This is a genomic window from Streptomyces sp. TRM68416, from assembly GCF_014596915.1.
GTDB lineage: Bacteria > Actinomycetota > Actinomycetes > Streptomycetales > Streptomycetaceae > Streptomyces.
In genome coordinates this window covers 16,503-31,136 of sequence record NZ_JACVWU010000040.1, presented here as the reverse complement: position 1 = coordinate 31,136, position 14,634 = coordinate 16,503, and the positions used below count along the sequence as shown (strand labels likewise).

Here is a 14,634-nt window from a genome sequence, read left to right as displayed (position 1 = left end):
GATGAACCACAAGCTCTCCCCGGAGCTCGAAGAACTGCGCCGCACGGTGGAGGCGTTCGCTCACGACGTCGTGGCCCCCAAGATCGGCGACTTCTACGAGCGGCACGAGTTCCCGTACGAGATCGTGCGGGAGATGGGCCGCATGGGCCTGTTCGGGCTGCCGTTCCCCGAGGAGTACGGCGGTATGGGCGGCGACTATCTGGCGCTGGGCGTGGCGCTGGAGGAACTGGCCCGCGTCGACTCCTCGGTGGCCATCACGCTGGAGGCGGGTGTCTCGCTGGGCGCGATGCCGATCCACCTCTTCGGCACCGAGGAGCAGAAGCGTCAGTGGCTGCCCCGCCTGTGCTCGGGCGAGATGCTCGGCGCGTTCGGGCTGACGGAGCCGGACGGCGGCTCCGACGCGGGCGCGACACGCACGACGGCCCGCCTGGACCCGGAGACGGACGAATGGGTGATCAACGGCACGAAGTGCTTCATCACCAACTCCGGTACGGACATCACGGGCCTGGTGACGGTCACGGCCGTGACGGGTCGCAAGCCCGACGGCAAGCCCCTCATCTCCTCGATCATCGTGCCGTCGGGCACCCCGGGCTTCACGGTCGCGCCCGCCTACTCCAAGGTCGGCTGGAACGCCTCCGACACGCGTGAGCTGTCCTTCTCCGACGTCCGTGTCCCGGCGGCCAACCTGCTGGGCGAGGCGGGCCGCGGCTACGCCCAGTTCCTGCGCATCCTGGACGAGGGCCGGATCGCGATCGCCGCGCTGGCGACGGGACTTGCCCAGGGCTGCGTCGACGAGTCGGTGAAGTACGCCCGGGAGCGGCACGCCTTCGGCCGGCCGATCGGCGCCAACCAGGCCATCCAGTTCAAGCTGGCCGACATGGAGATGCGCGCCCACACGGCCCGTCTGACCTGGCGCGACGCCGCCTACCGACTCGTGGCCGGGGAGCCGTTCAAGAAGGAGGCGGCCCTCGCCAAGCTGTACTCCTCCACGATCGCCGTGGACAACGCCCGCGACGCGACACAGATCCACGGCGGCTACGGCTTCATGAACGAGTACCCGGTGGCCCGAATGTGGCGCGACTCCAAGATCCTGGAGATCGGGGAGGGCACGAGCGAGGTGCAACGGATGCTCATCGCACGGGAGTTGGGCCTGCCGACCGCGTCCTGACGACGGGCCGGGAGCGTCGGGAGTGCGCCACGAACGCGCTCCCGGTGCCCCACCGCTTCAGGCCGACTCGGCCAGCCGCTCCTCCGCGAAGGCGGGATCACCGACCCGCCCCTCGCCGAGCAGCCCGAGTTCCTGCGCACGGGCCCCCAACGCCACCCGCCCCGGAGCGCTCCAGCGTTCCATCAGCCGGTGCACCCGCCGCTGGACCGTGCGATGCCCGATGCCCAGCCTGCGGCCGATCGCGGCGTCACCGAGCCCCCGGTGCAGCATGCGGACGATCGTCAGGTCCGTCTGATCTAGCTGGCCAGGCCTCACAGAAGCACTCAAGGTAACAATCCCCCCACAGAGCGGAACCACAACTACCTCTTAGGTCACCCTAAGCACTCGCCTTCCCCGCCGCTCCATCAAACAATCACCCAAAGTACTCACAACACCCGACACCCGGCTGGCGTGATTACGCCAAATCCCAGCGGGAGCCAACCGGTCACCGCCGCAGCGCATCCGCCGCTTGCACGGCCTTCTTCAGCGCCCGGCCCGCCTCCTTGAGCTCCTGGGCGTGCTTGTCGGCCAGTTGCTCCTGAATCCGGGACTCCTCCTCGAACCAGATCTCGGCCACCTTGTGCGTGTCCCGGCACTTCAGGTCGGCCAGCGCGGTGGCGATCTCCTCCGCGGTGACCGTCGGCTGGGCGAAGGCGGGATCGCTCGGGGCGTCCATCGGCTCGTCGTAGGTGTAGCCGCTGTCGGCCATGCACGCCGCCCAGGACCGGAAGACCTTCCGCACCGGCTCGGTCCGCTGCGCCTTGGTGTACGCCTCGTTGCTCAGATCCGTGGCGAGGGTCGACACAGGTGTCGCCGAGCCGTGGACCCGGCGGTGGGCCTCGCCGCCGCAGCCGCCCTCGGGCAGCTTCTCACCGGCGACCGACCCGGCGACCGCCCCGGCCTGCTGCCCGGTCATGGCCGCCTCCTCCTCGGGGCCGAGCACGGACGCCTCCATCAGCCGCCGCACCTCCCGCTGGTAGGCGCTCATGTCACCGGCGGGCTTGTACCCGTACGTAGCGGCGACGTCCCGGTCGTGAATGCCGTACCGCAGGTCGGTGAGCGTCTTCGGGCCGATCTTCGGAAGCGGCTCGGCGGGCCGGTAGTCGAAGCCGTACCTCTTCATGCACGCCGACTTCGCCTGCTCGACGCCGTCGAAGAGCAGGTCCTCCTGGTCCCCGTCCGGCAGGTAAGCCTGAAGCGGGAGCACCCACCCGGCCGGGTTCGCGGAATCGACGGCCCGGCCCGCAGCCGACACATCCCCCGCACCCGTACCCCTATCCGCACCCGCACCCGCACCCGCGTCCCGCCCCCCACACCCCGCCACCAGAGGCAGGGCCACCGCGAAGGCCAGCCAGAAGCGCACCCGGCGGGGCGCGCACCCGGCCCGCGTCATTCTCAGCACCACTGGAAGGAGGCGTTGTCGTTGTAGGTGTTCACCAGGTTCTTGGACGTCGGCACCGGAGTGGCCGGCGGGAGGCTGTCCTTGGCCCCGTTGAACCAGCTGTTGTAGTAGACACAAGCGCCGTACGAGGTATGCGCGTTGTGGGCCGAGGCGGCATTGTTCTTCACGTTCTGCAAAGAGCCGGCGGCCCCGGTGTTGCAGAACTTCATGGGCTTGTATCCCTGACCGGTGTACACCGAGTCGAAGTTGCCGACCGCGTAGCCGAAATCGGCGTATGCGCCCTTGTTGTTGGAGTTGTAGTACAGCTTGAACTTGAAGTTGTTGCCCGACTGGCAGCTCAGCCAGTAGTTGTCGAAGTCCGTCTGGTCCGAGGCGTACGCCGACGCCCCCGAGAACGTCAGCAGCCCGGCGGCGGAAGCAGCGACAAGAGCCTTGGTGAAGGTACGCATGAACATCCCTTTCAGCTGAGTATCCCGCTCAGCACCACTGGAAGGAGGCGTTGTCGTTGTAGGTGTTCACCAGGTTCTTGGACGTCGGCAGCGGAGTGGCGGGCGGCAGGCTGTCCTTGGCGCCGTTGAACCAGCTGTTGTAGTAGACGCAAGCGCCGTACGACGTGTGCAGGTTGCGCGCCGAGGCGGCGTTGTTCTTCACACCCTGACCCGATCCGGCGGCACCGGTGTTGCAGAACTTGTAGGCGACCGTGCCGGAGCCGTAGATCTCGACGGCTCCGAAATTGCCGACCGCGTAACCGAAATCGCGGTATGCGCCCTTGTTGTTGGAGTTGTAGTACAGGCGGAACTTGAAGGTGTTGTACGACTGGCAGCCCAGCCAGTAGTTCTCCTCGTCCTGGGGCGTCGACGCGTTCGCGGGCGCTCCCGAGAACATCAGCAGTCCGGCGGCAGAGGCCACCGTCAGGGCCTTGGCAAGCGTGCGCATATCCATCTCCTCGGGGATCGGCGAGCGTAGATCGTGGCACCGCGGGATGGGACTTCCAATGACTCTGGCGCCATTACGCCATTCCGCCCGGCCCAAGTCGCGGTCCCTCTGGCGTGATTGCGCCAGAAACCTTTCACCCCTTCCACCGCCCGCCCCGGCTGACAAAGAATCAGCAGCCGCCCTGCGTTTCCCTCCAGCGAAAGCGAGCTTCGGCATGGCCGACGAGATGGTGCTCCGCGCCCAGCGGTTCATCAATACGACGTATCCCAACATGCTCGGGATCGACCGGCTGGAGGAGAACGGCCAGACGAGCTGGACCGTGATGTACGCGCTCACCCGCGCCCTGCAGCTGGAACTCGGAATCAGCTCGCTCTCCAACAACTTCGGGCCGACCACGCTCAACACGCTGAAATCGAAGTATCCGGTGCTGAACGACGGGACCGTTCCGTCGGCCAATTTCGCCCGTATCATCCAGTCCGCGCTGTACTGCAAGGGGTACGACGGCGGCGAGATCGACGGCAAGTACAACGACCGTGTCGCCGCCTCGATCAGGAAACTGAAGAGCGACATGGGCGTGCTTTCGTCGTTCTCGGACCCGGACAGCCTCTACCCGAAGGTCTTCAAGGGCCTGCTCAATATGGACCCGTATGTCGTGGTGGGCAGCGGAAGCACGAAGATCCGGGAAATCCAGCAGTGGCTGAACAGCCGTTACATAGGCCGCGCGGACTTTTTCATCGTGCCGTGCGACGGGCACCACTCCCGGACCGTGGCCTCGTCCATGCTGTACGCCATCCAGTACGAGCTCGGCATGGCCGACGGCGTCGCCAACGGCAACTTCGGCCCGGGCACCAAGGCGGGCCTGGCCGACCACACCCTCTCCGAGGGGTCGGCGGGCACCTGGCCGCAGCTGTTCAGCGCGGCGCTGATCCTCAACGGGCGCTCGGCCACCCCGTTCACCTCGGTCTTCAACAGCACGGTCGCCAGTGAGACGGCCGCGTTCCAGTCGTTCGTGAAGCTACCGGTCACCGGCAGGGGCGACTTCTCCACCTGGGCCTCACTGCTGGTCTCGTACGGCGACCAGAACCGCCGGGGCGAGGCCTGCGACGGCGTCACGAAGATCACCGCGGCCCGCGCGGCGACCCTCAAGGCCGAGGGTGTGAAGTACATCGGCCGCTATCTGATCAACCCGACCGGAGGCCGGCCCTACGAGAAGGAGATCCAGGCCGGCGAGTTGCAGACCATCGCCGAGAACGGCCTGCGCTGCTTCCCGATCTGGCAGACCTACGGCCGGGACGCCAAGGGCTTCAGCTATCCCTCCGGCAGCGCGGACGGACTCGCCGCCATCGCCGCAGCCCAGCGCCACGGCTTCAAGAACGGCGCCCGCATCTTCTTCGCGGTCGACTTCGACGCCTATGACTACGAGGTCACCAACAACATCCTGCCGTACTTCAAGGGTGTCGAGGACGCCATGGCCATGTCCGGCAACCCCTACCGGATCGGCGTCTACGGGCCGCGCAACGTGTGCATCCGGGCGTCCGAGGCGGGCCACGCCACGGCCAGCTTCGTCTCGGACATGTCCAGCGGCTTCTCCGGCAACTACGGCTACCCGCTCCCCGCCAACTGGGCCTACGACCAGATCGTCACCCGGTGGCTGGGCACGGGCGACGGCGCCATCGAGGTCGACCACAACATCGCCTCGGGCCGCGACATCGGCGAGGGTTCGTTCAACCCGTCGTTCCTGGACAACGACCCGGACACCGCGTTCGACTTCACGTCCTACTACACGGCGCTGACTTCCGACGTCAGCACGTACATGGAACAGATCGGGTTCCCGGACTCCGACGCCAGCCGTATCTTCACGCACACCGAGTGCCTTGAGACGATCATGGCGCACGACACCCTGGTCACGCAGCTGTCGAACAGATACAACATGCGCAAGGCGCTGATCCAGACCTCGGCCTACTGGGAGATGCGCCACTACGACGTGGTCGACCTCACTGTGGACGCCGCCGTCACCTACTACCACACCGGAGTCGGGGGCGGGGTGGTCCCCAAGCGCGACTCCTCCACCGGCATCGCGCAGATCAGCGGCGAGGTGGGCATCCGGGCCTGGAACCACTGCATCCAGGCCGGCCTGGTCTCGGGCACCGTCCTCGACCCGGCCAAGGACGCCGACATCTGGACGATGTGGCAGAAGGTCAACCAGGACAACGCGCACTCGGTCCGGACCGTCGCCCTGATCCACCTGTGGGACGCCTCCGGCAAGGCCGGCGGCCAGAACCCGCCCGACGGCGAGTCCACGCTGCGCCCCATGAGCCTGGACTACAACCAGTCCGAGATCTTCCAGGTCCTGCGCCGCTACCAGGGCTGGGGCGACGAGGCGGAGGAGCACGCCGGCAAGCGCATGGCGCTCTACCAGCTCTTCGAGAAGTACAACGGACTCTCCCGGAGGTAAGTCCGAACACACCCGCAGTCAGGAGCATCGTGGCAATGGACCCGTACGAGGGACACAACCCTCTCGTCCTTCTGCTCGTCATTCTCGTCGCCCTGGGGGCCGCGGCCACGCTGGCCGTCGTCGGCTGTGCCACGCTGGCCCGCCACGGCGTCAGACGCTCGGGCCTGCTGGTCCAGTTGCGCTCGTGCGCGGCGCTGGCGGGGGCCGGTGCCGCCCTGCTCTACGCCTGGGGCGCGCTGCACCTGATGCTGCTGGACGAGACGGGACGGGACCTGGGCTGCAAGGAGGCGGTGGGTACGGCGCAGGCGTGGGACATCGACTCCTACCGGCCCACCTACATCCCCCTCGGCCTCGGCTGCCACCTGAAGAGCGGTACCACCTATTCGATCGGCGTGCCCGGCTATGTCAACCCGGCGGTGGGCGCACTCGCCTTCACCGCCGTCGCGCTGGGCGGATTCAGCCTGCTGGAATCCGAGCGCCGGGCCACCCGGGACTTCAAGAGAGAGACAAGGCGTCCATGACATCGCATTCCCGCCGCACCTTCCTCGCCCGAGCCACCGTGCTGGCGGGCGCCACGGCCGTGGCGAGCCTGCCCTTCTCCGAGTACCTCACCTCGCCCGCTCACGCGGCGGACCGGTGGGCCGAGCCGAAGCACGTCCGGGACGCGGCCCGCCGCGCCCTGGCCCGTGCCGAGCGCACCCAGTCGGGGAAGCCGAGCCCCAACGGCTGGGAGATGGAACTGACCACCGACAAGGGCGGGGCCGTGTGGACCCGGCCGGTCCCCGGCACCCCCGTCGAGGGCGTCACCGTACGGATCGGTGACGTGGAGACGGTGCTGGTGCATGTCATCCGCCGGTTCCACTACGAGGTTGAGGAGCTGCGCAAGGGCGATGTGGTCGGCTGGCGCAGCCCGGATGCGGTGCGCCGGAAGCTGGCCGAGGCCAACCAGGCCTCCGGAACCGCGGTGCAGATCCGTCCGGGCCACTACCCGAGCGGCGTCGAGGGCGGCTTCTTCGCCCCGCAGCGGATGGTGATCCGTGACATCCTCGCCGAGCTCGAAGGGGTGGTGCGCTGGGGCGGCGACGACCGGACACCCGACGAGTCGCTGTTCTACCTCGATGTGAAGCCGGGCAGCCCGCTGCTGGCCAAGGTGGTGGCCAAGCTGCGGGGTTGGGAGAAGGAGCCCGGCAAGGGCGCCGGCGCCCCGGTGGACGTGCGGTCCGGCAAGCGCCGGGATGCCGCCAGGGAGTTGGCCCGCGAGCAGCGGTCGGCGGCCTGACCGTACAGCTGAGGCCCAACCACCGTTGACCACAACGGGGTTGGGCCTCAGCTGTACCCGGCATTGGGCCTCAAAGGCGAGGCACAGGTTGTACGTCCGGGGACCCGCCCCCTGGACAACTGCTGAGGTTAGGCTAACCTACCTTCGAATTGTCCGGCGGGCGCTCCGCCCTGTTCGAAAGCGGCCACACCTATGTCCAACGCCCGAGCCACCCACCTCACCCGCCGGGGCATCCTCGCCGCCGGTGGCGCCCTCGGCCTCGGTGCCGCACTGGCGGCCTGCGGAGGCGACGACGCGAAAAGCGATGGCTCCGGCGAGGGGACGACCGCCGCGAAGTCCGGCCCCTGGTCCTTCAAGGACGACCGCGGCACCACGGTGAAGCTCGACAAGGTGCCGGCGAACATCGTCGCCTTCACCGGTGTCGCCGCCGCCCTCCACGACTACGGCACCTCGGTCAAGGGCGTGTTCGGCCCGACCACGACCGCGGACGGCAAGCCCGACGTCCAGGCCGGCGACCTCGACGTCAGCAAGGTCACCGTCCTCGGCAACGAGTGGGGCAAGCTCAACATCGAGAAGTACGCGGCCCTCTCCCCCGACGTGCTCATCACCACCACGTTCGACGACGCGGGCACCCTCTGGTCGGTGCCGGTGGAGTCCGCGGACAAGGTCGCCAAGCTCGCCCCGAGCGTCGCGATCTCCGTCTACGACCGCCAGCTGACCGAGCCGCTCCAGCGCATGTGGGAGCTGGCCGAATCGCTCGGCGCGGACATGAAGTCCGACGAGATCGCCGAGTCGAAGAAGAAGTTCGAGGCCGCCGCCGCCCGCCTGCGCGCCGCCGCCAAGGCCAAGCCGGAGATCAAGGTGCTGGCCGGTTCCGCCGCGGACACCGTCTTCTACGTCTCCGGCACCAACTTCTCCATCGACCTCGAGTACTTCAAGGCGCTCGGCGTGAACTTCGTCGAGCCCTCGGAGAAGGCGAAGGAAAAGAGCGGCGGCTGGTTCGAGGCGCTCAGCTGGGAGAACGTCGACAAGTACGACGCCGACATCATCGTGATGGACGACCGCTCCTCGACCATCCAGCCGGCCGACATCACCGAGGCCACCTGGAAGAAGCTCCCCGCGGTCAAGGCCGGCCAGGTCATCCCCCGCTCCCCGGAGCCGATCCTGTCCTACGACAAGTGCACCCCGCTGCTCGACAACCTCGCCGAGGCCATCGAGAACGCCAAGAAGGTCAGCTGACCCCCTGATCCCAGCCCCCTGAATCCCGCTCAGGAGCACTCATGCCCACGGCCGTAGCCGTCGCGTTCCGTTTCTTCTCCCTTCAGGTCGTACGGACGAGGCGGCTCGGCCCGTCCCTGGTGCGGGTCACCTTCGCCGGGGACGAGCTGCGCGACTTCCACTCCGACGGCCACGACCAGTCGCTGTCGCTGTTCCTGCCGCACCCGGGGCAGGAGGCGCCGGTCGTTCCGGTCGAGCTCGGTGACGGCTGGTGGCAGGGGTGGCGCGATCTCCCGGAGGACGTACGGGCGGTGATGCGCTCGTACACCCTGCGCGCGCTGCGGCGCGACCCCGACGAGATCGACATCGACTTCGTGCTGCACGGCGTCGAGCCCGGCGCCGCGGTGCCGGCCGGGCCCGCCTCCCGGTGGGCGGCGGACGCGGCGCCCGGCGACCGGGTCCTGCTCATCGGGCCGTCCGTCGCGGACAACCGGGCGATCCGGTTCCGGCCGCCCGCGGACACCGATCTGGTGGTGGTCTGGGGCGACGAGACGGCCGTACCCGCGGTGTCCGCGATCGTCGAGCAGCTGCCGGCCGGCACCCGCGCCCGGGTCTGGCTGGAGGTGCAGCACGCCGAGGACATCCAGGACCTGGCGACCGGGGCCGACGTCCGGATCGACTGGCTGGTCCGCGAGGACCGGGACATCCAGGGCTCCCCCATGGCCCTGGATGCCCTGCGCGCCGCCGAACTGCCGTCCGCCGAGCGGCCGTACGTCTGGATCGCGGGCGAGTCCGGCTGTGTGAAGGAGCTGCGCCGCCACTTCGTGAACGAGCGCGGCATCGACCGCCGCCGGATCACCTTCGTCGGCTACTGGCGCCAGGGGCTCACCGAGGAGCAGTTGCGCGAGGCCGGCGAGTGATGCGCCGGAAGTGACGACTGTCACCGGTGGGGCGGGTTCTGCCCTACCCATACACGGATCAATTTAGGTTAGGCTAACCTAAGTTGATCGCCCTGAGTCGATCCGCACTCCCCCCACTCCGCTACGCCCGTCCCGCACGGACTTCCCCTCGGAGGACCCCCCATGCGCTCGCACCTGCTCAACGACACGACCGCGGAGCAGTACCGCCGCTCCGTGACCGAAGGAATCGAGCGGGTGGCCGCCAAACTCGCCACCACCGACAGCCCGTTCACCGGAGTCACGGTCGACGCCCTCGCGCCCACCATCGACGCGATCGACCTCGACAAGCCGTTGCACGACACCGCCGCGGTCCTCGACGAGCTGGAGGACGTCTACCTCCGGGACGCGATCTACTTCCACCACCCCCGCTACCTCGCCCACCTCAACTGCCCGGTCGTCATCCCGGCCGTGCTCGGCGAGGCGATCCTCTCCGCCGTCAACTCCTCCCTGGACACCTGGGACCAGTCGGCCGGCGGCACCCTCATCGAGCGCAAGCTCATCGACTGGACGGCCGCCCGCATCGGCCTCGGCCCGGCCGCCGACGGCGTGTTCACCTCCGGGGGCAGCCAGTCCAACCTCCAGGCTCTGCTGCTGGCCCGCGAGGAGTCCAAGACCGACTCGTTCGCGAAACTGCGCATCTTCGCCTCCGAGGTCAGCCACTTCAGCGTGAAGAAGTCGGCCAAACTCCTCGGCCTGAGCGCCGATTCGGTGGTCTCCATCCCCGTCGACCACGACAAGCGCATGCAGACCGTCGCCCTCGCCCGCGAGCTGGAGCGCTGCGCCAAGGACGGCCTCGTCCCCATGGCCGTCGTCGCCACCGCCGGCACCACCGACTTCGGCTCCATCGACCCGCTGCCCGAAATCGCCGAGCTGTGCGCGCAGTTCGGCACCTGGATGCACGTCGACGCCGCCTACGGCTGCGGCCTGCTCGCCTCCGTGAAGCACCGCGGCCGGATCGACGGCATCGAGCGCGCCGACTCGGTCACCGTGGACTACCACAAGTCCTTCTTCCAGCCGGTGAGTTCCTCCGCCGTCCTGGTCCGCGACGCGGCCACCCTGCGCCACGCCACCTACCACGCGGAGTACCTCAACCCCCGCCGCATGGTCCAGGAGCGCATCCCCAACCAGGTCGACAAGTCCCTGCAGACCACCCGCCGCTTCGACGCGCTGAAGCTGTGGATGACGCTCCGCGTGATGGGCGCCGACGGCATCGGACAGCTCTTCGACGAGGTCGTCGACCTCGCGGCCGAGGGCTGGCGACTGCTCGCCGCCGACCCGCGCTTCGACGTCGTCGTGCAGCCCTCGCTCTCCACGCTGGTCTTCCGCTACATCCCGGCCGCCGTGACGGACCCGTCCGAGATCGACCGGGCCAACCTCTACGCCCGCAAGGCCCTGTTCGCCTCCGGTGACGCGGTGGTCGCGGGCACCAAGGTCGGCGGCCGCCACTACCTGAAGTTCACCCTGCTCAACCCCGAGACCACGACGGCCGACATCACCGCCGTCCTCGACCTGATCGCCGGCCACGCCGAGCAGTACCTGGGAGAGTCCCTTGACCGCGCTTCCTGAATCCACGAGCAAGACCTACGACTTCGTGGGCATCGGGCTCGGCCCGTTCAACCTGGGCCTCGCCTGCCTCACCGAGCCGATCGCCGAACTCGACGGCATCTTCCTGGAGTCGAAGCCGGACTTCGAGTGGCACGCCGGGATGTTCCTGGAGGGCGCCCACCTCCAGACGCCGTTCATGTCGGACCTGGTCACCCTCGCCGACCCGACCTCGCCGTACTCCTTCCTCAACTACCTGAAGGAGAAGGGCCGGCTGTACTCGTTCTACATCCGCGAGAACTTCTACCCGCTGCGGGTCGAGTACGACGACTACTGCCGCTGGGCGGCCAGCCGGCTGAGCAGCGTCCGCTTCGGCACGACGGTGGCGGAGGTGACGTACGAGGACGAGCTGTACGTGGTGCGGACCGAGGCCGGCGAGGTCTTCCGCGCCCGCCACCTGGTCCTCGGCACCGGCACCTCCCCGCACTACCCGAAGGCCGTCGAAGGCCTCGGCGGCGACTTCTTCCACAACTCCCGCTATGTGCAGCACAAGGCGGAGCTCCAGAAGAAGGACTCCATCACGATCGTCGGCTCCGGCCAGTCCGCCGCCGAGATCTACTACGACCTCCTCGCCGAGATCGACGTCCACGGCTACCGGCTGAACTGGGTCACCCGCTCCCCGCGCTTCTTCCCGCTGGAGTACACCAAGCTCACGCTGGAGATGACGAGCCCGGAGTACATCGACTACTACCGCGCGCTCCCCGAGGACACCCGCTACCGGCTGACCGCCCAGCAGAAGGGCCTGTTCAAGGGCATCGACGGCGACCTCATCAACGAGATCTTCGACCTGCTCTACCAGAAGAACCTCGGCGGCCCGGTCCCCACCCGCCTGCTCACCAACTCCGCCCTCACCGGCGCCCGGTACGAGAACGACACGTACACGCTCTCCTTCCGCCAGGAGGAGCAGGAGAAGGACTACGAGATCGAGTCCCAGGGCCTGGTCCTGGCCACCGGTTACGCCTACGCCGAGCCCGAGTTCCTCGCCCCGATCCAGGACCGCCTGGTGCGCGACTCCCACGGCAACTTCGACGTCGCCCGCAACTACGCCATCGACGTCACGGGCCGCGGCGTCTTCCTCCAGAACGCCGGCGTCCACACCCACAGCATCACCTCGCCGGACCTGGGCATGGGCCCGTACCGGAACTCGACCATCATCCGTGAGCTGCTCGGCACCGAGTACTACCCGGTCGAGAAGACCATCGCGTTCCAGGAGTTCGCCGTATGAGCACCACCGACACAGGCACCTTCACCTTCCGCCCCCTCGACCCCCTGAAGGACGCCGAGCTGCTGCACGCCTGGGTCACGCACCCCAAGGCGGCCTTCTGGATGATGCAGGACGCCAGGCTGGAGGACGTCGAGCGCGCGTACATGGAGATCGCGGCCGACGAGCACCACCACGCCCTGCTGGGCCTGAAGGACGGCGTGCCCGCCTTCCTGATGGAGAAGTACGACCCCGCCCACCGCGAACTGGTCGGCCTGTACGAGGCGCAGCCCGGCGACATCGGCATGCACTTCCTCACACCCGCCACCGACCGGCCCGTGCACGGCTTCACCCGGGCCGTCATCACCGCCGTGATGGCGCACCTCTTCGAGGACCCGGCGGTGCGACGGGTCGTCGTCGAGCCGGACGTGTCCAACACGGCCGTCCACGCCCTGAACGAGGCCGTCGGCTTCGTGCCCGAGCGCGAGATCCAGAAGCCGGAGAAGAAGGCGTTGCTGAGCTTCTGCACCCGGGAGCAGTTCCTGGCCGCGACGGCGGTGACCGCATGAGCCTCGCCGACTCCGTCGCCCATCTCTCCCCCGAGCGCTGGGAGAAGGCCAACCGCCTGCTCGTCCGCAAGGCCCTCGCCGAGTTCGCGCACGAGCGGCTGATCACGCCCGAGGCCGCCGGCGAGAACCAGTACGTCGTCCGCAGCGACGACGGTCTGACCCGCTACCGGTTCAGCGCCGTCCGCCGCGCCCTGGACCACTGGCAGGTCGACGCCGACTCCATCACCCGTCACCGCGACGGCGCCGAACTCCCCCTCGCCGCGCTGGACTTCTTCATCGAGCTGAAGCAGTCCCTCGGCCTGAGCGACGCGATCCTGCCGGTCTACCTGGAGGAGATCTCCTCCACCCTCTCCGGCACCTGCTACAAGCTCACCAAGCCGCAGGTCCCGGTCGCCGAACTGGCGAGGAGCGGCTTCCAGGCCGTCGAGACCGGCATGACCGAGGGCCACCCCTGCTTCGTCGCCAACAACGGCCGCCTCGGCTTCGGCATCCACGAGTACCTGTCGTACGCCCCGGAGACCGCGAGCCCGGTCCGCCTGGTGTGGCTGGCCGCGCACCGCTCACGGGCGGCGTTCACCGCGGGCGTCGGCATCGAGTACGAGACCTTCGTACGGCAGGAGTTGGGCACGGAGACGGTCGAGCGCTTCTACGGCGTGCTGCGCGACCGGGACCTCGACCCCGCCGACTACCTCCTCGTCCCCGTCCACCCCTGGCAGTGGTGGAACAAGCTGACGGTGACCTTCGCCGCCGAGGTGGCCCGCGGGCACCTGGTGTGCCTGGGCGAGGGCGACGACGAGTACCTGGCCCAGCAGTCCATCCGGACCTTCTTCAACCGGACCAGCCCCGAGAAGCACTACGTGAAGACGGCCCTGTCCGTCATCAACATGGGCTTCATGCGCGGCCTTTCGGCGGCGTACATGGAGGCCACCCCGGCCATCAACGACTGGCTCGCCCAGCTCGTCGACAACGACCCGGTGCTCAAGGGGACGGGCCTGTCGATCATCCGCGAGCGGGCCGCCGTCGGCTACCGGCACCTGGAGTACGAGGCGGCGACGGACCGCTACTCGCCGTACCGCAAGATGCTGGCCGCACTGTGGCGGGAGAGCCCGGTGACCTCCCTGCGGGACGGCGAGTCGCTCGCCACCATGGCCTCGCTGCTGCACGTGGACCACGAGGGCGCGTCCTTCGCGGGCGCCCTGATCGAGCAGTCCGGCCTGGCCCCCACCGAGTGGCTGCGCCGCTACCTGAAGGCGTACTTCACCCCGCTGCTGCACAGTTTCTACGCCTACGACCTCGTCTACATGCCGCACGGCGAGAACGTCATCCTCGTGCTGAAGGACGGCGTCGTGGAGCGCGCGATCTACAAGGACATCGCCGAGGAGATCGCGGTCATGGACCCGGACGCGGTACTCCCGCCGGCGGTCGAGCGGGTGCGCGTGGACGTTCCCGAGGACACCAAGCTGCTGTCGATCTTCACGGACGTCTTCGACTGCTTCTTCCGCTTCCTCGCCGCGAACCTCGCCACCGAGGACATCCTGTCCGAGGACGACTTCTGGCGCACGGTCGCGGACGTCACCCACGAGTACCAGGCGTCGGTCCCCGAACTCGCCGACAAGTTCCAGCAGTACGACATGTTCGCCCCCGAGTTCGCCCTGTCCTGCCTCAACCGCCTCCAACTGCGCGACAACCAGCAGATGGTGGACCTGGCGGACCCGGCGGGCGCACTGCAGCTGATCGGCACGCTGAAGAACCCGATCGCGGGTCTGTAGGCCGCGTGCAGGGCCGTATGCAGGCCCCCCACCGACA

At 68.4% G+C, this 14,634-nt stretch carries 14 protein-coding genes; 10 read left to right on the top strand and 4 right to left on the bottom strand.

The window, feature by feature from the left end; translation table 11 throughout:
- The first annotated feature begins 1 nt into the window (after nucleotide 1).
- Entirely contained in the window at nucleotides 2-1,168 is a 1,167-nt protein-coding gene (locus ICC28_RS38815) for an acyl-CoA dehydrogenase family protein (RefSeq protein ID WP_188293577.1), read from the top strand.
- Between the two features lie 57 nt (nucleotides 1,169-1,225).
- On the opposite strand, the gene ICC28_RS38810 is transcribed toward ICC28_RS38815, so the two are convergent.
- From ICC28_RS38810 to ICC28_RS38795, 4 genes are all read right to left on the bottom strand, one after another.
- The gene (locus ICC28_RS38810) at nucleotides 1,226-1,438 is read right to left on the bottom strand and encodes a DNA-binding response regulator (RefSeq protein ID WP_223190693.1); all 213 of its coding nucleotides are present in this window, start codon (nucleotides 1,436-1,438) and stop codon (nucleotides 1,226-1,228) included.
- Between the two features lie 214 nt (nucleotides 1,439-1,652).
- On the bottom strand, nucleotides 1,653-2,462 hold the full coding sequence (locus ICC28_RS38805; RefSeq protein WP_317454175.1) for a hypothetical protein: 810 nt from the start codon (nucleotides 2,460-2,462) through the stop codon (nucleotides 1,653-1,655).
- A 140-nt stretch (nucleotides 2,463-2,602) separates the two neighbouring features.
- Nucleotides 2,603-3,058 carry a hypothetical protein gene (locus tag ICC28_RS38800; protein WP_188293574.1) on the bottom strand — a complete coding sequence of 152 codons (456 nt, stop codon included), beginning with the start codon at nucleotides 3,056-3,058 and terminating at the stop codon, nucleotides 2,603-2,605.
- Nucleotides 3,059-3,086: 28 nt separating this feature from the next.
- Nucleotides 3,087-3,545 carry a hypothetical protein gene (locus ICC28_RS38795; protein WP_188293573.1) on the bottom strand — a complete coding sequence of 153 codons (459 nt, stop codon included), beginning with the start codon at nucleotides 3,543-3,545 and terminating at the stop codon, nucleotides 3,087-3,089.
- A gap of 214 nt (nucleotides 3,546-3,759) precedes the next feature.
- Between ICC28_RS38795 and ICC28_RS38790 the strand changes: the two genes are divergently transcribed.
- From ICC28_RS38790 to ICC28_RS38750, 9 genes are all read left to right on the top strand, one after another.
- Complete coding sequence (locus ICC28_RS38790) at nucleotides 3,760-6,000, top strand: glycoside hydrolase domain-containing protein (RefSeq protein WP_188293572.1); 2,241 nt, start codon at nucleotides 3,760-3,762, stop codon at nucleotides 5,998-6,000.
- 35 nt (nucleotides 6,001-6,035) lie between these two features.
- A complete protein-coding gene (locus ICC28_RS38785) occupies nucleotides 6,036-6,521 on the top strand; it encodes a hypothetical protein (RefSeq protein ID WP_223190699.1) in 486 nt (161 codons plus the stop codon).
- Nucleotides 6,518-7,279 carry a twin-arginine translocation signal domain-containing protein gene (locus ICC28_RS38780; RefSeq protein ID WP_188293570.1) on the top strand — a complete coding sequence of 254 codons (762 nt, stop codon included), beginning with the start codon at nucleotides 6,518-6,520 and terminating at the stop codon, nucleotides 7,277-7,279. Before ICC28_RS38785 ends, ICC28_RS38780 begins: the two co-directional genes overlap by 4 nt.
- 192 nt (nucleotides 7,280-7,471) lie before the next feature.
- A complete protein-coding gene (locus ICC28_RS38775; RefSeq protein WP_188293569.1) occupies nucleotides 7,472-8,518 on the top strand; it encodes an ABC transporter substrate-binding protein in 1,047 nt (348 codons plus the stop codon).
- A gap of 41 nt (nucleotides 8,519-8,559) precedes the next feature.
- Nucleotides 8,560-9,417 carry a siderophore-interacting protein gene (locus ICC28_RS38770; protein ID WP_188293568.1) on the top strand — a complete coding sequence of 286 codons (858 nt, stop codon included), beginning with the start codon at nucleotides 8,560-8,562 and terminating at the stop codon, nucleotides 9,415-9,417.
- Nucleotides 9,418-9,579: 162 nt separating this feature from the next.
- The gene (gene desA, locus ICC28_RS38765) at nucleotides 9,580-11,022 is read left to right on the top strand and encodes a lysine decarboxylase DesA (RefSeq protein WP_188293567.1); all 1,443 of its coding nucleotides are present in this window, start codon (nucleotides 9,580-9,582) and stop codon (nucleotides 11,020-11,022) included.
- The gene (locus ICC28_RS38760; RefSeq protein WP_188293566.1) at nucleotides 11,006-12,283 is read left to right on the top strand and encodes a lysine N(6)-hydroxylase/L-ornithine N(5)-oxygenase family protein; all 1,278 of its coding nucleotides are present in this window, start codon (nucleotides 11,006-11,008) and stop codon (nucleotides 12,281-12,283) included. The genes desA and ICC28_RS38760 overlap by 17 nt, the downstream gene beginning before the upstream one ends.
- Complete coding sequence (locus ICC28_RS38755) at nucleotides 12,280-12,828, top strand: GNAT family N-acetyltransferase (protein WP_188293565.1); 549 nt, start codon at nucleotides 12,280-12,282, stop codon at nucleotides 12,826-12,828. The genes ICC28_RS38760 and ICC28_RS38755 overlap by 4 nt, the downstream gene beginning before the upstream one ends.
- On the top strand, nucleotides 12,825-14,597 hold the full coding sequence (locus ICC28_RS38750; protein WP_188293564.1) for an IucA/IucC family protein: 1,773 nt from the start codon (nucleotides 12,825-12,827) through the stop codon (nucleotides 14,595-14,597). Before ICC28_RS38755 ends, ICC28_RS38750 begins: the two co-directional genes overlap by 4 nt.
- Nucleotides 14,598-14,634: the final 37 nt, after the last annotated feature.